18 protein-coding genes are annotated in these 26,338 nt (G+C 44.5%); 15 read left to right on the top strand and 3 right to left on the bottom strand.

Features of this window, described 5'->3' with window-relative positions; translation table 11 throughout:
- The 13 genes from ACEW8O_RS13485 to ACEW8O_RS13425 all read left to right on the top strand — a co-directional run.
- The coding region (locus ACEW8O_RS13485) for a sulfatase/phosphatase domain-containing protein (RefSeq protein WP_373495148.1) at positions 1 to 602 on the top strand (602 nt) is incomplete at its 5' end.
- A 231-nt stretch (positions 603 to 833) separates the two neighbouring features.
- Complete coding sequence (locus tag ACEW8O_RS13480) at positions 834 to 2,204, top strand: sulfatase-like hydrolase/transferase (RefSeq protein WP_373495147.1); 1,371 nt, start codon at positions 834 to 836, stop codon at positions 2,202 to 2,204.
- Positions 2,205 to 2,293: 89 nt separating this feature from the next.
- Positions 2,294 to 3,679, top strand: coding sequence for an FG-GAP repeat domain-containing protein (locus ACEW8O_RS13475; RefSeq protein ID WP_373495146.1), 1,386 nt, complete (start codon positions 2,294 to 2,296; stop codon positions 3,677 to 3,679).
- A 101-nt stretch (positions 3,680 to 3,780) separates the two neighbouring features.
- Positions 3,781 to 3,987: a hypothetical protein gene (locus ACEW8O_RS13470; protein WP_373495145.1), complete on the top strand. Its 207-nt coding sequence runs from the start codon at positions 3,781 to 3,783 to the stop codon at positions 3,985 to 3,987.
- Between the two features lie 578 nt (positions 3,988 to 4,565).
- A complete protein-coding gene (locus ACEW8O_RS13465; protein ID WP_373495144.1) occupies positions 4,566 to 7,784 on the top strand; it encodes a SusC/RagA family TonB-linked outer membrane protein in 3,219 nt (1,072 codons plus the stop codon).
- A 20-nt stretch (positions 7,785 to 7,804) separates the two neighbouring features.
- Positions 7,805 to 9,331, top strand: coding sequence for a SusD/RagB family nutrient-binding outer membrane lipoprotein (locus ACEW8O_RS13460; protein WP_373495143.1), 1,527 nt, complete (start codon positions 7,805 to 7,807; stop codon positions 9,329 to 9,331).
- Positions 9,332 to 9,388: 57 nt separating this feature from the next.
- Positions 9,389 to 10,168 carry an HpcH/HpaI aldolase/citrate lyase family protein gene (locus ACEW8O_RS13455; protein WP_373495142.1) on the top strand — a complete coding sequence of 260 codons (780 nt, stop codon included), beginning with the start codon at positions 9,389 to 9,391 and terminating at the stop codon, positions 10,166 to 10,168.
- 6 nt (positions 10,169 to 10,174) lie between these two features.
- Positions 10,175 to 11,620 (top strand): GntP family permease, encoded by a 1,446-nt coding sequence (locus ACEW8O_RS13450; protein WP_373495141.1) that lies wholly within the window; start codon positions 10,175 to 10,177, stop codon positions 11,618 to 11,620.
- 4 nt (positions 11,621 to 11,624) lie between these two features.
- Positions 11,625 to 11,888 (top strand): hypothetical protein, encoded by a 264-nt coding sequence (locus ACEW8O_RS13445; protein ID WP_373495140.1) that lies wholly within the window; start codon positions 11,625 to 11,627, stop codon positions 11,886 to 11,888.
- Positions 11,885 to 13,063 carry a mannonate dehydratase gene (locus ACEW8O_RS13440; RefSeq protein ID WP_373495139.1) on the top strand — a complete coding sequence of 393 codons (1,179 nt, stop codon included), beginning with the start codon at positions 11,885 to 11,887 and terminating at the stop codon, positions 13,061 to 13,063. Before ACEW8O_RS13445 ends, ACEW8O_RS13440 begins: the two co-directional genes overlap by 4 nt.
- Before the next feature lie 150 nt (positions 13,064 to 13,213).
- Entirely contained in the window at positions 13,214 to 14,116 is a 903-nt protein-coding gene (locus ACEW8O_RS13435) for a 2-hydroxy-3-oxopropionate reductase (RefSeq protein WP_373495138.1), read from the top strand.
- 484 nt (positions 14,117 to 14,600) lie between these two features.
- Positions 14,601 to 15,920, top strand: a complete 1,320-nt coding sequence (locus ACEW8O_RS13430; protein WP_373495137.1) for an enolase C-terminal domain-like protein — start codon at positions 14,601 to 14,603, stop codon at positions 15,918 to 15,920.
- 275 nt (positions 15,921 to 16,195) lie between these two features.
- Positions 16,196 to 16,867: a DUF502 domain-containing protein gene (locus ACEW8O_RS13425; RefSeq protein WP_373495136.1), complete on the top strand. Its 672-nt coding sequence runs from the start codon at positions 16,196 to 16,198 to the stop codon at positions 16,865 to 16,867.
- A gap of 184 nt (positions 16,868 to 17,051) precedes the next feature.
- On the opposite strand, the gene ACEW8O_RS13420 is transcribed toward ACEW8O_RS13425, so the two are convergent.
- Positions 17,052 to 17,420: a hypothetical protein gene (locus tag ACEW8O_RS13420; RefSeq protein ID WP_373495135.1), complete on the bottom strand. Its 369-nt coding sequence runs from the start codon at positions 17,418 to 17,420 to the stop codon at positions 17,052 to 17,054.
- 250 nt (positions 17,421 to 17,670) lie between these two features.
- On the opposite strand from ACEW8O_RS13420, the gene ACEW8O_RS13415 reads away from it, so the two are divergent.
- Together ACEW8O_RS13415 and ACEW8O_RS13410 are read left to right on the top strand one after the other, a co-directional pair.
- The gene (locus ACEW8O_RS13415) at positions 17,671 to 19,857 is read left to right on the top strand and encodes a PQQ-binding-like beta-propeller repeat protein (RefSeq protein ID WP_373495134.1); all 2,187 of its coding nucleotides are present in this window, start codon (positions 17,671 to 17,673) and stop codon (positions 19,855 to 19,857) included.
- Positions 19,858 to 20,084: 227 nt separating this feature from the next.
- Positions 20,085 to 21,677, top strand: a complete 1,593-nt coding sequence (locus tag ACEW8O_RS13410; RefSeq protein ID WP_373495133.1) for a DUF6807 family protein — start codon at positions 20,085 to 20,087, stop codon at positions 21,675 to 21,677.
- Positions 21,678 to 21,820: 143 nt separating this feature from the next.
- Here the strand turns inward: ACEW8O_RS13410 and ACEW8O_RS13405 are convergent, their stop codons facing one another.
- Entirely contained in the window at positions 21,821 to 23,227 is a 1,407-nt protein-coding gene (locus ACEW8O_RS13405) for a TolC family protein (RefSeq protein ID WP_373495132.1), read from the bottom strand.
- Positions 23,228 to 23,307: 80 nt separating this feature from the next.
- Positions 23,308 to 26,338, bottom strand: a 3,031-nt coding sequence (locus tag ACEW8O_RS13400; protein WP_373495131.1) for an efflux RND transporter permease subunit, incomplete at its 5' end; no start/stop codon positions are given.

Below are 26,338 nucleotides of genomic sequence, written 5' to 3'. Positions count from 1 at the left end.
TTCCAGTCATTATAATGGGCAAAAATGTCATGGCTGGTAGTGATCAGACTTACCATGCATATGGGCCTGTATGGGCCAATGTATCCAATACCCCCTTCCGGGAATTCAAGCATTGGGTGCATGAAGGCGGTGTAGCTACCCCATTGATTGCCCATTGGCCCGCAGTACTCAGGGACCTGGGCCAACTCCGGCACCAGCCCGGCCACTTGATAGATATAATGGCTACTGTAGTGGATATTACTGGCGCTACTTACCCCTCAGACTATAACGGTAAGGCCATTGTACCTATGGAGGGAAAAAGTCTAAATGGCGTGTTTTCGAATAATGAAGCGATTGATAGGGAAGCCATTTATTTTGAACATGAGGGTAACCGCGGGTTGAGAAAAGGAAAATGGAAGCTGGTTTCAAAAGCATATGAAGATGCCGGACATTTCAGGAAAGTGGAAAATTTGGCATCGGACCAGTGGGAGTTATTTGATATGGAAAAAGACAGAACGGAAACTGTGGATTTGGCCCAAAAGCATCCGGATAGGGTTAAGGAACTATCAGATTTATGGCATCAGTGGGCAGAAAGAACAAACACTATCCCTAAGCCTCAGTAGCTGTATCATAACAAAAGTGAAGCAAATTTATCAAGATGTAGATAGTGAAAGCGGCATATAAAAAAGGATCAGCGGTTTTGACAATTTTGGTTTTTGTCCTGATATCAGGATTCAATATTGATCGACATTTCAATGGTAGGTTGGTTGAAGTGCCCCGAAAACCCACGATGGTGATCTTCTAATAATTAGAAACTGATTTGAAATAATAGCATATAAAATAAAGCCTGGTCTATGAAGCAAGTTCATAAAATTGCAATCTTTGTCAATTTGTTTTGGGTTGCTATAAACGTAAATTCCCAAACTGAATTCTCTAAGGAAAGAAATTCACCTAATATTTTAATAATACTTACCGACGATCAAGGATACCATGATGTTTCCTACTATGGAACGTCGGATCTTTATACTCCCAATATCGACGCATTACGGAATGACGGTATGAGGATGGATTATTTTTATGCCAATTCACCGGTTTGTGCACCTACGAGAGCATCATTGATGACAGGCAGATACCCTGATTATGTAGGCGTTCCTGGCTTGATCCGATATCATGATGCCAATAACTGGGGATTTCTTGATCCCAAAGCAATCCTACTACCGGAAAAACTAAAGGAAGCAGGATATCATAATGCACATATTGGCAAATGGAATTTAGGTTTGGAAAGCCCCAATTTACCCAATGAAAAAGGTTTTGACTATTTCCATGGCTGGTTGGAGGATATGATGGATGACTATGTTACCAAAAGAAGGCACGGAATGAACTTTATGAAATTAAACAATCAGGAAATAGATCCTGAAGGACATGCAACCGATATTTTTACTCAATGGTCTGTTGATTACGTCAAAAGTCAGGCAAATGAAGCCGAGCCCTTTTTTCTGTATCTTGCATATAACGCACCACATTTTCCAGTCCAACCTCCACAAGAATATCTGGAAAAGGTCAGGAAAAGATCCCCTGAAATTCCTGAAAAAAGAGCTGGCCTGATTGCATTTATAGAACATTTGGATAATGGTATCGGGAAAGTAATTGCCGCCTTAAAAGAATCCGGCCAATACGAAAATACGCTTATCATTTTTACTAGCGACAATGGCGGACATTTACCTGATATGGCAAACAATGGCCCCCTCCGGGATGGCAAACAAAGTATGTATGAGGGGGGATTAAGGGTTCCAACTGTAATCACATGGCCTGAAAAAATAAAGGCAGGATCAGTTTCCGATCAGGTGAATATGACGATGGACATTTATCCGACTCTTTTGGAAGTTGTGGGGGTAAAGTTTAATCACACTATTGAAGGCCGAAGTTTTTTGGCCACATTGTTAGGAGAAAATATGGAGGAAGAACCCAGACCTCTTTATTTTACCAGAAGAGAGGGTGGAGCGTTGTATGGTGGAAAAGCTTATCATGCCCTTCTCCAAGGTGACTGGAAACTGTTGCAAAATAATCCCTATCAACCTTTGGAGCTTTATAACCTTGAGAAGGATCCATTAGAAAAAATCGATTTGATTTCAGAGGAACCGGAAATTTTCAAAATCATGAATAATATTCTAATGAAACATATTCAGGTAGGTGGAATGGTTCCATGGCAAAAACCAAATAGATAAGGTCAAAGGAAACCAGATCCTGAAAATTGAAATTGAAAATAGTACTACAGTTCAACATTGATGGGGGAAACAGAAAATAAATGGATTAAATGATTGATATTCTATATAAGAAAAAATCAGCGGTTTTGGCCCTGTTGGTTTGTATTCTGATAGCAGGATTCAGTATTGACCGGAATTTCTTTTCCGGGAATTCTGATGATGTAAAAGATCAAATCACTTGGGAAATGCATGCCATCGACCCAATGCCTTCTTCCGGATCCGACGGTGTCAAACTGGCCGATGTAAACGGGAATGGATTTCCGGATCTGGTGACCGGTTTCGAGGAGGGAGGGGTAAGCCGCATTTATATCAATCCCGGGCCTGATAAAGTAAAACAGTATTGGGAATATGTAGAATTACGCTCACCGGATGTTGAGGATGCGCTTTTAGTGGATCTGGATTATTCCGGAACCATCGATCTTGTAACTGCCTCGGAAGGGGCCACCAATCAGATCATTTTTCACTGGGCACCGCAACGTGCTGAAGATTACCTGGTGGCGTCCAAATGGCAATCAGAGATTGTTCCGGCAACAGATGATATGTCAGCCTGGATGTTTGTGGTTCCGGCTGATATGGATGGGGTAAATGGCATGGATCTTATCGTTGGATCTAAAAGGAAAAATGGGGAGAGTGGAAATGACAAGGCAATGGTAGGTTGGTTGAAGTGCCCCGAAAACCCACGGGAAATAGAAAAATGGGAGTATTTCCCACTCACTAAAGCAGGATGGATCATGTCTATGGTAGTGGTGGATATGAACGGTAACGGAAAATCCGACATCCTTATAACCGACCGGAAATTCAGCACGCAAACTGGGGTGCGTTGGTTGGAAAATCCGGGCAATGACAAGCCCGAATTTTTTCAGGAGTGGAAATCACACCTGATCGGTGTACAGAAAGGGGAACCCATGTTTCTGGATTTTGCGGATCTTAACGGTGACGGGCTAAAAGATATTGTGGTTCCCGATCTATACAATGGGCTTGTAATTTTTGAACAGACCAAAGACCCTGAACACCGATGGAAACAGCACATGGTTCCTTATCCGGATTGGGCAGGTCCCCGTGGTAAGGCAGTGGCAGTGGCCGATATCAATAAGGATGGAAAATCTGATATTGTCCTTTCATTCGAGGAAGAAGGGAAAGTGGCCACACTTCCTTATGAGGAATATAAATCAAAAGGGAAACACAGTGTAATCTGGGGTTCTTATCAAGATGACCCTTTTTCGGGAAACTGGGATTTTCTTCCGGTCAGTGGTTTACAAGGCCGTAAATTCGATCTTGTGAACTTAATTGATCTTGACCTTGACGGTTACCTGGATGTCCTGACAAACGATGAAAATGAAGAGGGAGACGGGCTCGGAGTAGTCTGGTATGAAAATCCATATAATAGGGAAAAAACCAATAAAAAAGTTGATATTGATAATGGCTTTTACCGGTAACCCAGCAGATGTCCACATAAATTTCACATAAACAAAAAGAGGTGATTGAATCACATTGTTGTGAGTTAATCATCTTTCAGATAGCTATAATAATCACCGGAATGGCCGCAATGTCCTTGGGGATTGGAAGAATTCCGGAAAATTATTTTTTTGACGGGGATGCAACATCAACAAGATTTCCCCCTTTTCAGGACACTGATTTTATTGGAAACCAAAGGCTGACCCTTAAACAACTTAAAGCATGGGAAGCTCTGGGTTTAGGGCCGCTAACGGGGAACAAACCTACTTTTGAACATCACCCCGGATAAACATGCTCAGATTCCTGCAAATTTTTCCAGTTCAGGCAGCACAGCCTTTCAATTCAGTGAATTTTTTCTACCATAACTTCAGATAATGCCATGTCCGGAATGTAATGATCCCACAAAAAATAATTTGAATGAATGTGTAATTTTTTGGTGTAATTTTTTAATTTACTGAATAATTCAATTTTACACCTAGTTAACCCCTGCTAACAATAAATCAGTAACATTAGATTCCTGAATATTTAGAATATTTTTTTTCTTAAAAATTGGATTTTATTCATTTTGGGGATGGATCGAAATCATGTCGTATTGGTTGGTTTATTTTTGATTTAAGGAAAGGATTTTGTTTCCATTGAATCTTAAATGAGGTAAAAGGAGCAGTCCTTTCATAAGTAATTGAAAAAAGTTAATTAGTCAATCAAACCCAAGATAAAATGAAAATCTTCGAAAGCAATACCAGTTAGGTCGTCAGGCAGGAGCTTATTTTGAAGAAATCGCATCCTGCAGGTGTTATGCCAATTTCAAATAGGAATTTGATTGAGGCGATTAATTTAGTATTTCACCACCTAAACACGATTAATAATATGGAAAATATTTTACTAAAGCAGCTGATTCAGCTGTCAAAACGATTGATTTATGCTTTCCTGTTTCAGATTTTTCTGTGCACAGGCCTTCTGGCAAATTCAGACATTGTCCAGCCGAAAAGAACAGTATCGATTCAGAAAATACCGGATGTAACGGTTAGAGGGTTAGTTGTGGATGAAAACAGAGATCCCATGCCAGGGGTTTCCGTAATCGTAGAAGGTTCAAGCCAGGGAACAGTGACTGATATGGACGGCAATTATGCCATCACCGTGCCTGATGATGCCGTACTGGTTTTTTCCTTTATCGGATTCCGCAATCAACGGGTAGTTATCGGAGCCCAAAGTGTCATCAACATTACCATGGTAGAAGACATTTCCGGATTGGATGAGGTGGTAGTTACGGCTTTGGGTATCAAAAGAGAAGCAAAAAGCCTGGGATATGCCACCTCCAGTGTTACTCAGGACGAGATGACCATCAACCGGACCGGTAATTTCATGAATGCTCTCCAAGGAAAAATGGCTGGGGTAAATATTACTTCTTTGGGTTCAGGCCCTTCCGGAACCAGTAAGATTCGGATCCGGGGTCAGTCATCATTCGGAGGCAATAACTCCCCACTTATTGTAGTGGATGGTGTACCCATTGACAATACCAATTTCGGGGCAAGGGGCGATTTTTCCGAAAGGGGAAGTAACCGGACCTCAGACAGCGGTGATGGGTTGAACAGTATCAATCCTGATAATATTGAATCAATGACGGTATTGAAAGGTGGTGCGGCTTCTGCCTTGTATGGTTCCCGTGCCAAGGATGGAGTGATTATGATCACCACCAAAAACAGGGGAACCGGTCGTGGGGTAAGCCTGGAGATCAATTCCAACTTTACCCACGATACGCCAATGGACTTCAGGGATTATCAGTTTGAATACGGACAGGGAGAAAACGGTGTCAGGCCAACCTCCCCATTTCCTAATTCAGGAGTGTGGAGCTTTGGTGAGAAATTCCAACCGGGAATGACTCATATCCTTTTTGATAACTTGGAAGTTCCCTATGAACCCCAGCGAAACCAGTTCAATGAATTTTACCGAAAAGGATATACCTGGACAAATTCGGTTTCTATGGCTTCATCTGGGGAAAATGGTGGGTTCAATCTCATGATTTCTAATATGGATAATGAATTAGTCATGCCAAATTCCGATTTCAACCGAAAAACGGTAAATTTTGGATTTACGCAGACGGTAGCTAAAAAACTGACCATTTCAGGTAACATCAATTATTCCAAAGAACAGCGGAGAAATCCCCCCAACCTTGCCGAGCAGGATTATAGCCCTGTGATCATTTACACTTTGGCTAATTCGATGCCGATGGACGTATTGCGGGACAATGCAGAAGATCCAAATGGCAACGAGAATGTTTGGTCGAGGTTTACCAACCGGACCAACCCATACTTTGCACTTAAGCGATTTGATAACATCGATAGGGATAGGGTTTTTGGAAATATAACTGCTAAATATGACCTTACCGATTGGCTGTTTGTACAAGGGCGTGTCGGACAGGATTTCTTTGCCAGGGAGCAAGAATATAACCTGCCCCATGGTACCCAGCGGCAGGTACCTGCGCCACCTGGATTTGTTAACGGACAATATGTACAGGATGCTACAAATGTCCGGGAAATAAACGCCGATTTTCTTGTAAGTGCGAATAAAACCTTTGGCAATTTTGGATTTTTGGTGAATGCAGGGGGCAATCAGATGTACAGGAGGTTTAGCAGACATAATGTGTTTGTACAGGATTTCTTTTCCCGAGATCTGTACACAATTGGCAATAGTCGGTTAAGGGATCCAATTTATCAGTTTTCGGAGCGGCAGGTAAATTCCCTTTACGGGTCAGCTGAAATTTCCTACAAGGGATTTCTCTATGTGAACGGGACTTTGAGAAATGACTGGTTCTCGACCCTTTCCCCGGCTAACAGAAGTATTCTATATCCTTCGATTACAGGTAGCTTTATTTTTTCCCAGGCATTTGGTGCTTCCTTACCGGAGTGGATTACCTTTGGTAAAATCCGTGCTGGCTACTCTGAGGTAGGTAGTGATACCGATGTACAGCCCTATTCCAACAACCTGTTTTACGGAATTAATGCCCAACAATTCCCCAATTCAAACGGAGTACCGCAGCCATTGGCCAGTCTTTCCGGCTCCACTGTTCCAAACGCCAACCTGAGACCCATGATGGTACAGGAAAGGGAGTTTGGTTTGGAAATGCAGTTGTTTGACAGTCGGGTGGGATTCGAGGTGAGCTATTACCACAAAATTTCCAAGGACCAGATTCTACAGGCTCAAATGTCCGATGCGACAGGATTTCTCAGCCAATTGATCAACGTAGGGGAAAGTAGAAACGAAGGGGTAGAAATGATGCTGAACCTGAATCCAATTTCTACCCAAAACTTTCGATGGAATGCCAGCTTCAATGCAGCTTATAATATTACGGAAGTGCTAGACTTGGGACCGGACGTAAGTGATAACAGCATTACGGTGGGCACGGCCGATTTTCACGGTCAGCTTAGACATGTTGTAGGCAGACCTATGGCACAGCTTTATGGATTTGGTCTCTTGCGGGACGATCAGGGCAGAGTAGTTCATAACCCTGGAAACGGAAGACCGCTAAGAACCCCTGACCAGATTGAATTTGGTAGTGCAATTCCAACTTGGGTAGGTGGTATTACTAATGGATTTGATTATAAAGGCATAAATTTATCATTTTTGATAGATTTCAAGTTGGGACATAAAATGATTTCCGGAACGCACATTAATGCATATCGGCATGGATTAGACAAAGCAACACTACCAGGAAGGGACGTGGGATTTGTCGTTGGAGAAGGTGTTACTCCAACTGGTGAAATAAATACTGCTCAAGCACCTGTTCAACTTTATTATGAATCTATGCGTAGTTTGTTACTGTCTGAATTGTCGGTATTTAATGCAGGTTCCTGGCAGTTGAGGCAGATCAGTTTGGGCTATGATTTCACCAAATTGCTTCCTTCCAATTTTCCTGTAAGGGGGGTGCGTCTGAATGCGGTTGCCAATAATGTGGCTGTGATCAAAAAATGGGTGCCCCATATCCACCCCGATCAGTTTGGATTCCCCTCGGATAATCTCATGGGGCTGGAAGCCACAGGTCTACCTGTAGCCAGAAGTATAGGCTTCAACCTTAACCTTAAGTTTTAATCAACCCAAAATCCAAAAAGATGAAACGAGTCAAAAAACATATATTTATAGCAGTCCTGGTGGTTGTTGGGGTTGCATGTGACAGTGGATTTGATGAAATGAACATCAACCCAAATGCGCTGACTTCAGTGGAGCCGGTTTTTCAGTTGAATACAGCCATGGTTGCCTCTGCACCTGTATACGGTAATTTAAGCTATGAAACTACCATAGTCAAACAGATGATAACCCCGTTCAGCGGGGTTGGAGCAGCGGGCAATTTCAATCAGGACAACCGCAATGTGGCTGCGGGAAACTGGCAACGTGGATACCGGGAAGGAATTAAAAACCTGGCGGATGCTTTAAACCGAACGGAGGAAATCCCCCGATATGAGAACCTTCGGCACATTATCCGAATTTACAAGGCTTATACCTTTATGGTATTGACAGATACCTATGGCGATATCCCCTATTTTGAAGCCGGAAGGGTTTTTCTGGAGGGTATAACAAGCCCGGTATATGATCCCCAGGAACAAGTGTACGATGATATTCTCAAAGAACTGGAAAGTGCTTCTGCAGCTATAAATCCTGCAGGTGCCCCTGTTCCGGCAGAGGTACTATATTCCGGCGATTTAAACAAATGGAAACGGCTTGGTTATTCTCTGTTGCTACGGGCTGCGATGCGACATTCAAAAGTTAATCCTACCAAAGCTGCGGAATATGTGGCCAAAGCGGTAGCCGGAGGGCTTATGCAGTCGAATGCGGATAATGCTATAATACGGCATACAGCTGACTTCACCAACAACATCGGTGCCCAGCTTAATGGTGGTCAGTCGGCCTTCTTCTATTTGGCAGAGGATTTCGTTTCCTATTTAATGGAGAATGATGATCCAAGATTGGCTTCAATTGCTGTCCGATATGTGGGTGCTACCAGTGGTGCAGGCCAAGTCCCTGCCAATGCCAACCGGAACCCGGGTGTTCAGATCGGCATGCCGTTGGGCTTTGATAATACGACGATCTCAAGTGCGGTGCAGGCAAGTGGATTGGCAAGTCTTTGGGATTACAGTCAGTTGGACCGGACCAGGATGGCTGCAATACAGGCCCCCAGTTTTTTGGTGACATACGGGCAGACGCAATTGCTGTTGGCAGAAGCCCGACATCGGAATTGGGCATCTGGAAGTGCTGCGGAGGCGTATAGAAGAGGAATCGAGGCACACATGCAACAGCTGGCATCCTACGGAGCAAATACAGCTATAGCAGTACCTGCTATTGAAGCTTATTTAAATGCCAACCCATTAGAAATCGGCAGGGAATTGGAACAAATCAATACCGAATATTGGGTAGCGACTTTCCTGAATGGTCCGGAATCCTGGGCTAATTTCAGAAGGTCGGGTTTTCCGGTTCTTTCACCCAATACCTTTTCAGGAAGTGATCTGCAGACAGAAGATTTTATACGGAGGTTAACCTATACCGATGCCGAATCCAATGTAAATGCGGCCAACGTCCAAGCGGCCATTAACCGTCAGGGACCGAATATCATGGATACGAGGGTTTGGTGGGATGTGAAATAGTGATTTATAAATTTTATTGCTAATTTAAAAATCAACTATAGATCAAAACCCAAAATTATGAAAGGTTTGAAGAAAAGATTGGCCGCCGGAGAAACACTGAGCGGTTGCTGGTTAAATCTTGGTAGCGCTTTGACAGCCGAAATCGTCGGGCTTGCCGGATTTGACTGGGTTTTACTGGATTTGGAGCATGGAGCAGGTGAACCCAAAGACCTGCTTCACCAACTTCAGGCACTGGCAAACACCACGGCTGCCCCGGTGGTCCGGGTGGAAAGCGTTGCCAGGCAAAGGATCCATCGGGTGCTGGACGTAGGTGCCGAAGGGGTGATGTGCCCACAGATCAAAACCGTGGAAGACGCCATAACCGCTGTCAAAGGAATGCACTACCCGCCATTTGGGCAAAGGGGGGTGGCCAAAATGATAAGGGCAACCGGATTTGGAAAAAATTTTGATGCGTATGTTGCCAATTCCCAGGAAGATATAGTAGGGATCATCCAAATTGAGACTTTGGAAGCCTTGGAAAATGTAGAAAGTATCGCGGCCATTGACGGCGTGGATGTCCTGTTTATTGGTCCGGCAGACCTTTCCATGTCTCTGGGCGTATTTGGACAGCTCGATCATCCCTTGTTTACAAATGCATTGAAAAGAATAGTCACAGCGGCCAAAAAAGTCGGGAAATCCACGGGTATATTGATATTTGATCCCAAGGATTTTGCTGCATACCAGGCTATGGGCTTACAGATGATTGCTTGCGGTTCAGATGCTTCTTTTGTAGCCAACGGTGCTGCGGAACTTGCCAAAAAGCTCAATCAAATGAAAACCGATAATATGAATAACTAAGCCTTTATGCTTCAGGATCCTATTGTTATTTTATTGGTTGGAATGGTCATCGTGGTAGGGGGAATTATTGGATTTCGGCTAAACCCTTTTCTGGCTCTTTTACTCGCTGCGATTGTGGTAGCATTGATGACACCTGCTGCTTCAATTGTACAATTCGGCTTGAGTAAAGGAATGAGCCAACAGGCCGCCGAGGCACTGTCCAGAAGCGCCATAGGAGATAGGATTGCTACAGCATTTGGCACTACGGCCGGTCAGATCGGTATATTGATAGCCATGGCTGCGATCATCGGAAAATGTATGCTTGTCAGTGGTGCGGCTGAACGGATTGTCAGATCCATCTTAGGAATTACCGGAGAGAAGAATGCGCCTTTGGCCTTTTTGAGCAGCAGCTTTTTCCTGGGTATTCCGGTGTTTTTTGACACGGTATTTTACCTGATGATACCTTTGGCCAAGGCGATGGCCATGCGGCTTAAAAAGAGTTACCTGCTTCTGGTGCTTTGTGTGACCGCAGGGGCTGCCATGGCAAATTCCCTTGTTCCACCCACGCCGGGTCCTTTGTTCCTTATCGTGGAAATGGATATTCCCATAGGAATGATGATGATAGGGGGTACGCTGGTAGGTCTAGTTACCATTATAGTAGGATATGCTTTTGCCCTATGGGCCAATAAACGATGGGAAATTCCGCTTCGGGATTCATTGGATGCACCCTTGAAAGACATCCAAAACCTTTCTGAAAAGAATACTTCCCTTTTACCTGGTATTGGCGTTTCGCTGCTTCCGATCTTCATTCCCCTGGTTTTGATCAGTGCCAAAGCAGCTTTGGAATCGTTTTCATTAGGAACTAATGTATCTGAAGGAAATGAAAGTTTGAGTTGGGTGATAGAAGGGGTGAATTTTCTGGGGGAAAAGAACCTGGCCCTGATCTTAGGAGCTTTAGCGGCCTTGGTGACTGTAGTCACCCAGAAAAGAGATGACCGGGATTTGGTAGTTTCATCTGTCCAGGCAGCACTGACCAGTGCCGGAGTAATTATATTGATCACTGCTGCTGGAGGTGCTTTCGGGGCTATGCTTCAGCAGACTGGTATCAGTCTTAGGATTGCCGGGTTAACCGAGGGGTATCAGATGGCATTGATTCCCCTGGCCTTTTTCATTACTGCGATGGTCCGTACCGCCCAGGGATCCGCCACCGTCGCCATGATTACTGCTTCCGGAATTCTGGCGGGGATGGCTAATATCTCCTTGGATTATCACCAGCTCTATTTAGGACTTTCCATTGCCTGTGGATCCAAATTGGTTCCCTGGATGAATGACAGCGGTTTTTGGATTGTATGCAAAATGAGCAACTTGACGGAAAAGGAAGCCTTGCGCACTTTTTCCCCATTGCTTACCATTATGGGATTTGCAGGGTTGGCGACAATTATGATTGCTGCAAAACTTTTTCCTTTACTATAAATCCATGGAAAATAAACTTAAAAATAGCGCTATCCGCAACCTTACCAAAATATTCAAAATCCAGATGTATTCTCTGCAATACATAAAATACGAGGTTACCAAAAGTGGTCTGTGGATTTCAGACATCGTCACCTTCCGGGCTTCCCACTTCCCAACATCGGTCATCGCCTGCCTGACGGCAGTCATGGTCATCCGACATCCGACATCCTCAACTTCCCACTTACTCACTTCTATACTTCCATACACACTTAAAAACAATCAATTATGAAAACCCAAAAATCATCTGAGAACAACGCTGATAATATTCAACGGAGAAAATTTGTAAAGCTACTTTCGGCAGGTTCGGTAGGGGCTGTCACACTTGGGACATCCTTCAGTGGGTGTGCTTCTCCCCAGGATAAACCTGTGGAGGCCACATCACAACCTGGAAAAAAAGTTTTGATGAAATTGGGCTGTCAGTCAGGTGGAACAACTGAAGAGAACCTGGCCTTCAAAGCCAGACATGGTGTCTACCACCTGGATGGAGGTATGCCGGCCATGATAGCAGGCAAAGGCTGGGATCTGGAAGACTCGTTACGGAAGAAAGAAGCTTGTGAAAAATACCACATCAACCTGGATGCCTATCATCTTCCCCTTACATCTGCCGGTATAGATCGGGTTGCAGTCCCTAATATCATGCTCGGAAAAAGTCCGGAAAGAGACCGTGAGATCGAAATGATCCAACAAATGATTGAAGTAGCTGCAAAAACAGGCATTAAAGTATTGAATTACAATACAACCATCTTACCGGTTTTGAGGACCGAGCGTACGATTGATCCCAAAAGAGGAAATACCTCTTATAGCACCTGGAATTATGAAGAAGCACTGAAAATGGAACAACCCCTTACTGTAGCCGGTAATGTAGGTATTGAGGAGATTTTTGAAAGGATTACTTACTTATTGGACCGGGTTCTTCCAGTTGCGGAGGAGTATAAAGTCAAACTTGCCAATCATATAGCTGACCCTCCCGCCCCTGAAGGTTATCGGGGAATTACCCGTTGGAATAGTCCGGATGTTTTTGAAGGAATCAAAAGGTTTGCCCAATTATATGACAGTCCCTATCATGGGTTTAATTTTTGTATAGGATCAATTGCCGAAGGATTAAATGATCCGGCCACTGAAATTTTTCCCATTATTGATTGGGTAGGAAAAAGAAAACAGATTTTCAATGTCCACCTCAGAAATATCAAAGGAGGATGGAATAATTTTCAGGAAGTTTACCCTGACAACGGAGATATGAATTTCTTTCATGTGATGCGGGCGTTACGGGATGTGGAATATGATGGTATGGTGATGCCCGATCATGTACCTTACAGTGATGCCCCTGGCGCAAATCTTCAGGCTTTTTCTTTCGCCTATGGTCATATCAGTGCATTGCTTCAGGCCATATCAACAGAGGGCTAAAATTGGTCGTATGGAAGAAATTAAAATATGGTTATCCTTCTATTTGCCGGGATCTTCCGTCTTCGGTCTTCCGGCATTTTGCCAGAACATGAGCTAATGTAATTGCGGTTATGTCTAAAAAATTATATTTTTAAATAAAAGTCAATAAAAATGAAAACAATAGGATTTATAGGAATAGGAATCATGGGAAAGCCCATGGCGCTGAATTTGATCCGGGCAGGGTATTCTCTTTTGGTTTATGAAAAAAATCAGGCAAGCGGGGAACTGGTGTCCGCTGGGGCAGAATCATTTGGGAGCTGTAAGGAAATTGCGCAAAACAGTGATGTATTGATCACCATGCTGCCGGATTCACCGGATGTCAGTGAGGTGGTTTTTGGAGAAAATGGTGTGCTACAGGGAATAAAGAAAGGTTCTATATTCGTCGATATGTCCACCATAGCACCTTCTACATCAAAGGAGGTCTTTGATGCCATGCAAAAGGTCGGAGTGGAGGCTTTGGACGCACCGGTTTCCGGAGGTCAGGTGGGTGCCGAATCCGGCAACTTATCCATAATGGTCGGAGGAAACCAATCTGCCTTTGATAAGGTTTTGCCCCTCTTTGAGGTTATGGGCAAAAGTGCGGTTTTGATCGGAGATGCAGGTGCCGGACAAATGACCAAGGCCTGCAACCAGATGATTGTGGGAATGACCATTCAGGCAGTTGCCGAAGCTTTTGCCATAGCCAAAAAAGCGGGGGTTAATCTTGAAAAAATGAGAGAGGCACTTCTTGGCGGGTTTGCCCAAAGCCGGATTTTGGACCTCCACGGTCAAAGGATCATTGACGGAAATTTTGCTCCCGGCTTTAAAATTAAATTGCACAGAAAAGACATGAACATTGCTTTGGAAGCAGGGAAAGAGTTTTCGGTTCCGCTTTATGGTTCCGCTATGGTGTCATCCCACATGGATGCTGTATTGGCCCAAGGTGACGGAGAGTTGGACCACAGTGCGATTTATCTTTTGATGGAGAAGCTTGCCGGTATAGGGGGACAGTTTTCAGTAGGCAGTGATCAGTGATCAGTGGGCAGTGATCAGAGGGCAGTGGGCAGTGGGCAGTTTACAGTTTTCAGTAATTAGTGGGCAGTTTCTGTAGGCAATGGCAATTGCAGTTTTCAGTATGCAGCAGTCTTGTTGAGATGACGTAAATGTAGCGTCATTCTGAATGAGCTATTGGAAAGTCTTGAATTTAGACAAATCTTTCAGCGAAATGAAGAATCTCTTGTGGAAAGTCAAATGGTTGAAGAGCAGGAAGTTTGAAATTGTTCGGTGTAAGATTCCCACCTTCGTAGGAAGCTAATTCAATAGCCTACTGCTTTAGCGGTAGGTTTTTTGGAGGGTTAATGACCAATTGGCTTTAGCCAAACTCATGGAGAAAAGGTTGGGAAGTAGGTGATTGAAATTGTAAAAACCAATGCCTGTCCCCAAGAATCAGAGAACCAAGGCCTGTCCCGATGTAAATCGGGGAACCAAAACAGAACCGATAAACCAAAATATCCTATAAATGAAAAAAGATGATTTTTATAAAATAAAAGGACCCAAGATTGTTCAATTCCACATAACCCCAATAGCGATTGTTGATCCTCCCTTGTTGAATGCGGCAGGTTTGCATGCACCTTATGCCTTGAGGACGATCGTGGAGTTGGTCACAGAGGATAATATTTCGGGCATCAGTGAAATCCCCGGTAACGTTGATATTGACCTGGCATTGGAATCTGCCAAAAAACTCATTATTGGAAAAGATCCCTTTCAACTCAATGGCATCCGTAAAGCCCTGACGGATCATTTTGGTAGGGATTCCGCTGCGGACAGGGGCGATGCCCCCTGGGACCAAAGGCGGCTTGTGCATGTGTTCAGCGCCATTGAAGTCGCCTGTCTGGATATCATGGGAAAAATCACGGGCAGGCCCGTGGTGGACTTGCTGGGCGGAAAGATGCGGGATATGGTTCCCTTTGCGGCTTATCTTTTTTACAAATATGAAGGTGCCGGAGGAGCATTGGGCTTTGCCAAAGATCCCCATGCAAAAGGCTGGGCTGCTGCCAGACAGGAAGAGGCTGTGGATCCTGAAGGTATCGTCCGGCAGGCCAAAGCCATGTGCAGGCATTATGGCTTTCAATCCATCAAATTGAAAGGTGGTGCTTTTGAACCGGATGAGGAAGTAGCAGCCATGTTTGCGCTGAGAAAAGCTTTTGGAGATGAAATCCCCCTTCGTTTTGATCCCAATGCGATATGGAAACCTGATACCGCATTGAAATATGGCAAACAGATGGAACCGATTTTGGAATACCTCGAAGATCCTGTCAGGGGACAGGAAAATATGGCGCTGTTGAAAAAATCCATCCAAACGCCTTTGGCTACCAATATGTGTACCACCTCATTTGAGGATATTCCGGGAAGTATAGCCATGGGATCTGAAGACATTATTTTAAGTGATCACCATTTTTGGGGAGGACTGAAGGCTTCCATGGAACTGGCAAGAATCTGTGAGGTCTTCGGAAGGAATCTGTCCATGCATTCCAACAGTCACTTGGGGATTTCTTTGGCGGCGATGGTCCACCTTGGAGCGGCCCTGCCCAATTTTACCTATGCCCTGGACACCCATTATCCCTGGCAATCCGATGAAGTCATTCTTGGAGGACAATTCCGGTTTGAAGAAGGGGCGGTGCAGGTGCCCTCTTCACCCGGCCTTGGGGTCGAATTGGATAAAGCCGCACTTTCCCAGCTACATAATAATTATTTGAACTGTGGACTTAAAAAAAGGGATGATCTCTTTGAAATGAGAAAAGTCCATCCTGACTGGGAATTTAAGGCGATAAGGTACTAATAGGGCGTATGGACATTCCCCGTTTTTTTTCCTAAGAACGTCATTTTTCACTTCAAGATGTTCCATTCAATTAGTTCATTAAACTCTCGCCCGCCAAAACCTCCAGTATTTTGATCTAAATTTTTTATTCCTGATAGTCAGATAATTGATTGCAATAGCAGCTTTTGGGAGTTAATTAACATTTTTAAGTGATTAAACGTTGTAGCAATTATGTAATTTGCTCGCTTAGAACAAAATCTTATTTACATGCTAAACTTTAATCTGAAATAAATTTAATGAGAAACGCTTCATCATTGCCAAACGGTAAATTGGCCTCCGCAGATAAATTATGGACTCAATCATTCTTTATCAAAACATTAATGAATGGATTACTATTGGTTTTACCAACCATCATTATATTATTTTTACTATCCTTAGTATTTAAATTTGTTTTCAATTTGGTTGCTCCAATCAGCTCCTTATTGGATAAAAATGCAGAATCACACGCATTAATTATTAATGTATTGGCTTTATTGATACTAATTGCACTGATATTCATCATAGGTCTAATTATGAGAAATACCAGAGGTAAAAGATCTTTTAAAAGTTTTGAAAATAACTATTTACTTCACATTCCATTATATTCTACTCTACAGGAAATTATTGCCCAATTTACTGGACTGAAGAAAATGCCTTTTAGTCAGGTAGTTTTGGTAGATCCCTATAATACAGGAGTACTGATGACTGGGTTCGTCACTGAAGTTGTATCAAAAGATATATATACGGTTTTTGTACCGACTGCACCAAACCCAATGAATGGGAACATTTATCATTTTCCTGCTTCCCAATTAAGATTCTTAGACATAGAACCGGAAAAAGCTATGCGCTCAGTAATTGGAATGGGTACAGGTTCGTCGATATTGTTTGCTTCAAAAAATAAAGCTCAAGAAATAGAGTCTTTAGATTAATTTAGAATGGATTAGTCTAATTGTCATCAACGCGATTATCTTCATTTGGAATATGGGAAAGAAATTAGATTTTATTAAAACTGAACTAAAAGAGTTTATTGAAAATCAATGAATATTGGAAAAATAAAAACACCACAAGTATTGATGGATTTGAAACCGGAATTCTTCATGATTGAAATTATCCTCACTTCGTTTTCCTAAGCACCACCTTTTTCCCACCAAGTTGATCCATTTCAATCAGTTCATCAAACTTGGGAACATCGTCCGCCAAAACCTCCAGTATTTTTATCAAAATCTTTTCCTGCCTTTCCTGAATAGTTACAAGTCTTTCCTGGGAATTGGCTAATAATTCCAAACCGGTTCCAAGCTGATCCACACCGGTTCCAAGCTGGTCCAAACCGGTTCCAAGCTGATTCACACCGGTTCCAAGCTGGTCTAGACCTGTCGCTAATTTATCCACTTCGTCAGTTAATTTGTCCAACCTGCTTTCAATCCTGTCTTGATTAACAAGCATCTTAGAAAGCAGTTCCACGATCTTATCTTCATTTTTCATGGTTGAATTTAAACATTTATGATTAATTAAACGATCGACATCCGGAAAATGATGGGCTATAAAATCATTTTGCATAAAGTAATAAAGGAAGACAATTTTTAAAGAAACACCGGTTGCTGCCGCCGATGGAGTAAAAGAAGGATATAATCTGAAGGTATGTTATATTGCACCATACGGGTCACCTGTTACCCTTTAGGGGAAAATCACAAAGCAAATATTTAATATTAAATAATATGTTAGAGCATTATTTATGAGCATCAAATACCTCTTTAGAAATAAACAATGGTTTTTGGGTTTTATACTTCTTGCAATATCCTGCACTGAAAAAGTGGATACTGATCAATCTCAGGATCATCAATGGGAAAGCAGACTCAACAACCACAAAGATTGGGGGATTTACAGGGGACATTCCACAGGAATCCAATACTCTGAACTGGATCAGATCCATACCGGAAATGTCCAGCACCTAGTGAAAGCCTGGGAGTACCGTCACGGAAATCCTACGGGCCCCGGTATGTATGCCAATCCCATTATCATAGACGGATTACTGTATTTCACCACTCCTGAAGTAAATGCCGTGGCATTAGATGCTGCTACCGGAAAGGAACTATGGGTGTTCAGACCGGATGATTACAGAAATGACGAAAGACCGTTTAGGGGAAGGAACAGGGGACTTACCTATTGGGAAGATGTATATGGAAATAATCAGCGGATCCTGAATTTTGTAAAAGACCGGGTGTATGCCATTGATGCCAAGACCGGGCAATTGATCACCTCCTTTGGCGAAAACGGTTGGATCGATTTAAGAAAAAATTTACCTCAGGATACTGAACAGGTTGATTTTGAAGCGACTAGCCAAGGGATGGTCTACCAGAACTTTATCATTATCGGAGGACGCACACCAGAAGAAGACCCGTCTACTCCAGGAGATGTGCGAGGATATGATGCCCTGACAGGGGAATTCAAATGGATTTTTCATACCATCCCACAACCTGGACAATTGGGTTATGACACTTGGGAATTTGAAGAGGGAGTAAGTTACGGCGGGACAAATCCCTGGGGCGGACTGACCCTGGATGAAGACCGGGGTTGGGTATTCTTTGCGACCGGTTCACCGGCTCCGGATTTTATTTACGGAGGAATGCGAAAAGGAGAAAATCTATTTGCCAACTGTGTGATTGCCCTTGATGCCACCACAGGGGAAAGAATCTGGCATTATCAGACCCTTCGTCATGACATTTGGGACTATGACCTGCCTCCGGCACCGATCTTAGCCACGGTTACTGTTGACGGGAAATCCAGGGACATTGTGGTCCAGCTTACCAAACAGGGGCTGACATTTGTGTTGGACCGGGAAACAGGGGAACCTGTATTTCCCGTTGTCGACCTACCTGTACCTGCTTCTAAGGTTCCGGGAGAAGAATCCTGGCCCACACAGCCTTTTCCTTTAAAGCCACCGCCACTTAACCGTACCTCTCTTCGGGAATCTGATCTGAGCAACATAACACCCGAAACCCATGAGTATGTCCTGAATATATTCAGAAAACATGAAACCGGTCCATTATATACCCCGGCTTCCATGGCGGGTGTGATTACCTTGCCGGGACATCAGGGCGGCGCAGAATGGGGCGGGGCCGCTTTTGATCCTGCCACCAATGTCATGTTTGTCAACATCAACGAGGCACCGACCATACACAGCCTGATTCCATTGACAAACATTGACACGGCCAAGGCCACACCCGCGCAGAGGGGGGCAATGATTTACAACACAGCATGTACTGCCTGTCATGGATTAAATAAGGTAGGCAATCCGCCCTTGTTTCCTCCGCTTACTGACATAAGACTCAACAGCGATTCAATCAAATCCATACTGGCCTTTGGGCGTGGTATGATGCCGGCTTTTAGCCATTATTCCGATAAGCATCTGGATGATCTTGTTGCCTATCTGAAAAGCGACGAAGTCAAATTGGATAAAGTCAGTAAGTCGGATAATACAACCTCCAAAGCACCCCGATACGCCAATATTGCACCCTTCTTTGTCGATCAGAATGGTTACCCTGCAATCTCTCCGCCCTGGGGGACGCTCAATGCGGTGGATCTTGATAAAGGAGAAATTCTTTGGAAGGTTCCCTTGGGAGAATACCCTGAACTGGTTGCCCAGGGAATCAGGAATACGGGTTCCAAAAGTTTTGGCGGCCCTGTGGTAACAGCCGGCAATGTAGTATTTATAGCGGCAACACCGGACGAAAAAATCAGGGCATTTGATAAATTTACGGGGCAGGTCTTGTGGGAATATCAGTTGCCGGCAGGTGGCTACGCCACCCCAAGTGTGTATATGGTTGATGGGAAACAATACGTGGTGATTGCTGCAGGTGGTGGCGGAAAAAACGGCACCAAAGTTGGAGATTCGGTGATTGCATTTGCCTTGCCTGACTGAAGACAACCTTTGAGGTTTTTTTCCAAACCTCCAAGGTTTCTGCTCTAACCTTTGAGGTCTTTTTTTAGACCTCGAAGGTTTTTGGTCAGAGGAAGAGTTACTGGTAAAAAGAAATGGAAAAACCTTCGAGGTCCTGTCGTCGCGGTAGGAAGACCTCAAAGGTTCCTGCTCAAAGTCATGGCATGAATCCCCCCAAAAAATCTTGACTTTATCAAAAATCATTCAAAATGAAAAAAAACATAACCACTTCTATACCGCTGCTGCTAGCAATTTACTTTTCCCTTTCCGCACCATCTTTGGCTCAGGAGGGAAACTGGACAAGCCTTTTTAATGGAAAAGACCTTAGCGGTTGGCAGGAGCTCAATGGGAAGCATATTTGGGAAGTGAAGGACGGGATGATCGTGGGAAGGACTATTCCCGGAGAGCCGAACGGATTTCTGTGTACCCTACAGCAATTTGGTGATTTTGTGCTGGAGCTTGAGGTATCAATTGATACACTGATGAATAATTCCGGAGTCCAATTCCGCTCCTTGAGTTATGATGATTTCAAAAATGGCCGCGTCCATGGATACCAAATGGAAGTTGATCCAAAGCCACAGCAATGGAGTGGGGCCATTTATGAAGAAGGGGCGGACCGTGGTTGGATTTATCCACCTGACAAAATGAGTCAAGCTGCGAAAGATGCTTTTAAAAGAGACGATAAAAACGGGTACCAATGGAACAGCTACAGAATAGAAGCAGTAGGTCCCATAATGAGAACTTGGATAAATGGCGTTCCTGCAGCCCATCTCATTGATGACAGATACCCAAAAGGTTTTATCGGCCTGCAATTGCATGCCAATAATGAAAACGATCCCCAGGGTAGTTTTTCTATCCGCTTCCGCAATGTCCGCATACAGACCGGAGATTTAAACCTCACCCCTTTGGATGATACTTATATTGTAAACCTGCTGTCAGAAAATCAAAAATCCAGGCAACAAAAAGTTGCCAAACCATTACGGATTAAACAGGATAAGACTTTCGGGAGCATTTCTGTATTTCAAGACCAATCCGATAAGCCAATTTTAACCCAAATCGCCAAACAAAATGAGCGACCCTACATCCACCCCCTTATTACACCTGATGGAAATGGAGTGATGACAGAATACCGGCCTTCCCATCACCCGCATCAGACAGGAATATATTGGGGCCTGAAAAAAGTAAATGGGCGTGATTATTTCATGAACTGGAAAGATGATTATTGGCGTGGGGTTTCTGCCACTGTATTGGAAGATGAGGGGACTCAGGTAAAATGGCAGACGGTGTATGATATGTTGGATGAAAACGGAAAGACGATCTTGGTCGAAACCCAAGATTGGACCATGCAGCATTTTGATGGACAATATGTGCTGGATCTGCAATGGACAGGAGAAGCCAAATCCGATGTGCTGATGGAAAAATTTTATGTTGGAGGGCTCTTTGTCCGCATGCCTTGGGTGAAGGAGACAGTAGGAGAAATCATCAGTGCTTCCGGATTGCGGAATCTCGAACTTGAGGGGCAGCGTTCTATCTGGAGTGATATTGGGATAAAGCTTGACGGCCGGGAAGATTTTGCACACATCGCCATATTTGACCATCCCGAAAACAAAGCCTTTCCGACTCCATGGCGGGTGGACAATGAGATGGGAATGGGTCCATCAAGACAGATTTTGGGAGATTGGAAAATAGCGGAGGGAGAAAAGGAAGTCATCCGGTACAGGTTATTGGTTTATACCGGAAAGATGGATAAGGGAATGTTGACGGACATCTGGAAGGATTTTTATAGGGAGGGAGAGGATTAGTTTAAAAGCCAAATCCTTTCCGGTAGGCAGCCAGCCACTGCTATGCGGGAATTAAGTATATTTCATTTATGCTAAGAAGGGGCTTTAAATGGAAAAACTGTTAATAATGTCGAACTATAAATGAGGGTTTAGCCCATATCACTTTACCAGCCTCCTCCAAGTGCCCGATATAGGTCTATCACACCATGAAAGATCTCTTTTCTGGTATTGGCCATCTCCAGTTCTGTTTCAAGCACTCTTGCCTGCGCGGTGATGACTTCAAGATAGGAGGCATAGCCCCCTCTAAAGAGTTCATTGGCCGTGGATACTGCATTTAACAGTAGTTCCGTCTCTTCTTCTTTAGCCCGGTATTTGTTTCTCAGATTTTCTATCCTGCTCAGACCGGTCATCACTTCTGTGTAGCCGTTCAATACCGCCTGTTGATAAGCATATACCCCTATTCTGTTTTCGGCAATGGATTGGTTGAAAAAGGCTCTTATCCTAAACTGATTGAATATGGGACTGGTGATGCCTCCCAATAATCCTATGGTAAGGGCTCCGGGAAACTGAAATGCGGCGGGTATGCTCCTGTCATTGAGCCCTACATAAGGAACCAGGTTGAAGCTTGGGAAAAATTCCTTTCTGGCGGCCTCTACATCTAACCTAGCTGCATGCAATTCCAGCTCTGCCTCCTGTATGTCCGGTCTCCTGAGCAACATATCAGCGGGTACTCCTGTATGGACCACCACGGGTAGATTAACAATTGAGAGAGATTCCGCTCTTTCCACTGCCTTGGGATATTGCCCCAGCAGGTTGTTTAGGGCATTTTCCGTGGCTATGATATCCTGTAATTTCTCAAACCGCAAACTTTGGGTGGAAAGGAGCTGGGCCGCAAACTGCTGTACGGCCAATTGCGTGGCCCGGCCGGCTAATTTTTGGATTTCGATCAGCTTCAGCGCCATCTTCTGAAACTCAATATTTTTATCTATAGTAGCAAGCTCCATATCAAAGCCCAAGAGGTCGTAATACAGATGGCCCACCTCCGCCACTACATTGGTCACCATCAGGTGCCTTGCCTGCTGGGAGGCCAGAAAACGGTTAAAGGCTGCCTCCCGTCTGTCCCTCAACTTGCCCCATATATCCAGCTCCCAGTAACTTTGTACGCCCACAAAATTATTTTCCAGCCTATTGACCACATTTCGATCTCCGTTGATCGTGCCGCCCAGCAGATTGGGGCGGATATCTCCGGACCTGTACCTGATAATACCATCTACGGAGGGATATAGTGCCCCCCTGCTTATCCTGTGGGTGGTCCTGGCTATCTCTATCCTTTCCATAGCAGTGAGAAGATCAAGGTTTTGATCCAGTGCCGTTCCGATCAGATCTGCCAGATATGGGTCATCGAAAAACTGCTCCCAGGGAATTTCTCCGATACTCACACTATCACTGCTACCCAGAAAACCGGCAGGAACCCTGGGCATATCCGGCATTGGTGGAATCTCCATCGTTTTGCAGGAATAGGCCAAAGAAGTCATCATTAAAATCAAAATTATATTATAAATCTGCTTCATTTAAATTTTTATATTATTCAGTATAGGTCCTTGGTCTCTCTTTATTCGACAGGCATAGATCATCCGGCATCCAACATCCCTCAAGCTTCAACCAAAGCTTTTTCCTTTTTTTGTTCTTTAACCCTTCTGCTAAACAGCACATAAAGTCCTGGTATGAGAATCAGGCCAAACAAAGTACCGGTGAGCATGCCGCCCGCTGCAGCCGTACCAATGGACCGGTTGCCTATTGCCCCTGCTCCGGAAGCGATGGTAAGCGGTATCATGCCTGCTATAAAGGCAAAAGAGGTCATTAGGATAGGCCTTAATCTGGCCACCGAGCCTTCTATGGCGGCTTTTAGTACAGGGTACCCTTCTTTTCTTTTGATGATGGCAAACTCTATGATCAGGATCGCATTTTTGCCCAACAAACCTATTAACATGATCAGTGACACCTGGGCATAAACATTGTTTTCAAGGCCCAGTAAATACAGAGCCGTAAAAGATCCAAGTACACCTGCAGGTAAAAACAGGATCACCGGCAGTGGAAGAAGGAAACTCTCGTACTGTGCTGCCAGCAGGAGATAGACAAACAGCAGGCAGATAGCGAAGATAAATATGGCCTGGTTACCTGATCCCACTTCCTCTCTGGTCATCCCGTACCAGTCATAACCATACCCCTGGGGCAATATTTCTGCAGCCACTCTTTCGATGGCTGCTATGGCATCTCCTGAAGAATATCCAAGGGCCGGGGAACCCTTGATTTTGGAAGAAAGATACATATTATGCCGCTCGAGTTGCTCAGGCCCATATACCCTTTCCAAAGTGACAAAGGAAGAGATAGGAACCATTTCGCCTAGCTGGTTTTTAACCTGCACATTTAGGACATCATCAGGTCTCTCTCTATACTCCGGAGCGGCTTGGACCATCACATCATACATATTGTCAAACCTGACAAAATCAGAAATAAATTTTCCTCCCATCAATACCTGAAGGGCACTCATGGCTTTATTGATCGTAACGCCTTTTTTTGCGGCCAGGTCCTGGTCCACATGGACCATATACTGGGGGTAATTGGCCTCATATTCTGTGAAGACATGGCCAATCTCAGGAGCCTCGCTCAATGCCTGTACAAATTCATCCGAAACAGTCCCGAATCTAGTCAGGTTGCCGCTTCCTGTCCTGTCCAGCATTTTCATCTGAAAGCCACTGGAGTTACCAAACCCCGCCACGGTAGGAGGTAGGAAGAAGCTGATAGAGGCATCGGAAATATTGCGGGTGACAGAATCCAGTTTCTCTATTGTCCTATTGATGGGAATATCCCTTTCCCCCCAATTGGTAAGGTTGATCATCCCCATGCCAAAGGAGGCTCCGGACAAGCCGCTGGACAAGCTATAGCCTGCCAGGGTTGAGATGGAAGATACTTCCTCGATAGGGGAGGCCAGCTGTTGGATGGCATCCAGTACCTTTTCGGTCCTTTCTACCGTGGCTCCTACAGGAGAGGTGACATTGACATAAATCATACCCTGATCCTCTATGGGGATAAATCCGGTGGGCAGGATACTGGCCATTCCCCAGGTGGCTCCAAAGAAGACCACCAGCAGGAGCAAGGTGACCAGCTTTCTTCCAGCCAGTACGCCCAGAGTTGACCTGTATTTGTCAGCAAAAGAAGAATAAATAGAATTAAAGCCATTGAAAAAGCGTTGAAGCAGGGATCTGCTTTTTTCTTTGCCATAGTGGTTTTTCAGCAGCAGCGCACATAAGGCAGGGGTTAGCGTGAGCGCATTGATCCCGGATATTACGATGGCAATGGCCAGTGTAATGGAGAACTGCCTGTAGAAAACCCCCACCGGACCTTCCATAAAAGCTACCGGAATAAAAACTGCGGACATGACCAAGGTAATCGAGACTATGGCAGAACCTATTTCCTTCATAGCCTCCACAGTGGCATCCATAGGGTTGAGGTTAAGCCCCTCCATTTTGGCATGAACAGCCTCTACCACTACAATGGCATTGTCCACTACTATTCCTATGGCCAGCACCATGGCAAATAAGGTCAGCAGATTGATGGAAAATCCCAGTAACTGCATAAAGAACAAAGTACCCACCAGGGCTACCGGCACTGCCAGGGCAGGTATCAGGGTAGACCTAAAATCCTGCAAGAAGATAAAGACAACCAAAAACACCAATAAAAATGCTTCCAGCAAGGTGATAAGCACTTCCTTCAGGGAAGCATCCAAAAAACGCGATACATCATAGGTGATCTTATAGTCCATGCCGGGAGGAAAAGCTGAAACTTTGAGTTCGGTCATCCTTTCTTTTACCTTTTCTATCACATCTCTTGCATTGGAGCCGGGGCGCTGGATGATCATCACAGAGGCCGCTGGCTTACCGTCGGTTTTGGATATCCTGCCATAATTGAGCGATCCAAATTCTATTTCAGCCACATCCTTTAGCCTCAGGATGGAACCTTCCTCCATATCCGAGCGGATGACCAGGTTTTCGTATTGGGCAGGTTCAAAGAATTTGCCCGGATAGCGGAGTACATACTGGAGCATCTGGGCATCCCTACCGGAACTCACCCCTACCTGGCCGGGAGCCGCCTCGATGTTTTGTTCTTGGATGGAAGCAATCAGTTCTTCTGTAGAAAGTCTGTAGGAGGTCATTCGGTCCGGCTTTAACCAAATCCGCATGGAATAATCTTTGGTGCTCATGATTTCGGCAAAGCCCACACCCTCCACACGTCTAAGCTCCTGCAGGATATTCAGGTCCGCAAAATTATAGATGAATTTCTCATCCAGTAAGGGATCTTCGCTCATCACATTGATGTAAAGCAACAGGCCTTCCACTTCTTTTTCCACTGTAACACCCGCCTGAATCACTTCTTCCGGCAGTTCGTTCACCACCGTAGTTACCCTGTTCTGCACCTCAACAGCAGCCCTGTCGGGATCGGTAGCCGCATCAAAATAGATTTTTATAGACCCGGTGCCTTTGTTACTGGAGGTAGAGGTCATATAGGTCATACCGGGTACGCCGTTGATGACTTTTTCCAGGGGCATCACCACTGTCTTGGCCACCACCTCAGCATTGGCTCCCCGGTATTTGGCCCTCACAGATACGGAGGGCGGGGCTATA

It is taken from the genome of Aquiflexum sp., from assembly GCF_041749095.1.
Classification (GTDB): Bacteria; Bacteroidota; Bacteroidia; order Cytophagales; family Cyclobacteriaceae; genus Aquiflexum.
This window is presented reverse-complemented; position numbering and strand designations above follow the sequence as displayed.

Coding starts and splice junctions, on each gene's coding strand:
- ACEW8O_RS13445 (WP_373495140.1), top strand. CDS start 11,625: ATGGAAAATAAACTTAAAAATAGCGCTATCCGCAACCTTACCAAAATA.
- ACEW8O_RS13460 (WP_373495143.1), top strand. CDS start 7,805: ATGAAACGAGTCAAAAAACATATATTTATAGCAGTCCTGGTGGTTGTT.
- ACEW8O_RS13410 (WP_373495133.1), top strand. CDS start 20,085: ATGAAAAAAAACATAACCACTTCTATACCGCTGCTGCTAGCAATTTAC.
- ACEW8O_RS13480 (WP_373495147.1), top strand. CDS start 834: ATGAAGCAAGTTCATAAAATTGCAATCTTTGTCAATTTGTTTTGGGTT.
- ACEW8O_RS13465 (WP_373495144.1), top strand. CDS start 4,566: ATGGAAAATATTTTACTAAAGCAGCTGATTCAGCTGTCAAAACGATTG.
- ACEW8O_RS13455 (WP_373495142.1), top strand. CDS start 9,389: ATGAAAGGTTTGAAGAAAAGATTGGCCGCCGGAGAAACACTGAGCGGT.
- ACEW8O_RS13415 (WP_373495134.1), top strand. CDS start 17,671: ATGAGCATCAAATACCTCTTTAGAAATAAACAATGGTTTTTGGGTTTT.
- ACEW8O_RS13450 (WP_373495141.1), top strand. CDS start 10,175: ATGCTTCAGGATCCTATTGTTATTTTATTGGTTGGAATGGTCATCGTG.
- ACEW8O_RS13475 (WP_373495146.1), top strand. CDS start 2,294: ATGATTGATATTCTATATAAGAAAAAATCAGCGGTTTTGGCCCTGTTG.
- ACEW8O_RS13470 (WP_373495145.1), top strand. CDS start 3,781: ATGGCCGCAATGTCCTTGGGGATTGGAAGAATTCCGGAAAATTATTTT.
- ACEW8O_RS13440 (WP_373495139.1), top strand. CDS start 11,885: ATGAAAACCCAAAAATCATCTGAGAACAACGCTGATAATATTCAACGG.
- ACEW8O_RS13435 (WP_373495138.1), top strand. CDS start 13,214: ATGAAAACAATAGGATTTATAGGAATAGGAATCATGGGAAAGCCCATG.
- ACEW8O_RS13405 (WP_373495132.1), bottom strand. CDS start 23,227: ATGAAGCAGATTTATAATATAATTTTGATTTTAATGATGACTTCTTTG.
- ACEW8O_RS13430 (WP_373495137.1), top strand. CDS start 14,601: ATGAAAAAAGATGATTTTTATAAAATAAAAGGACCCAAGATTGTTCAA.
- ACEW8O_RS13420 (WP_373495135.1), bottom strand. CDS start 17,420: ATGAAAAATGAAGATAAGATCGTGGAACTGCTTTCTAAGATGCTTGTT.
- ACEW8O_RS13425 (WP_373495136.1), top strand. CDS start 16,196: ATGAGAAACGCTTCATCATTGCCAAACGGTAAATTGGCCTCCGCAGAT.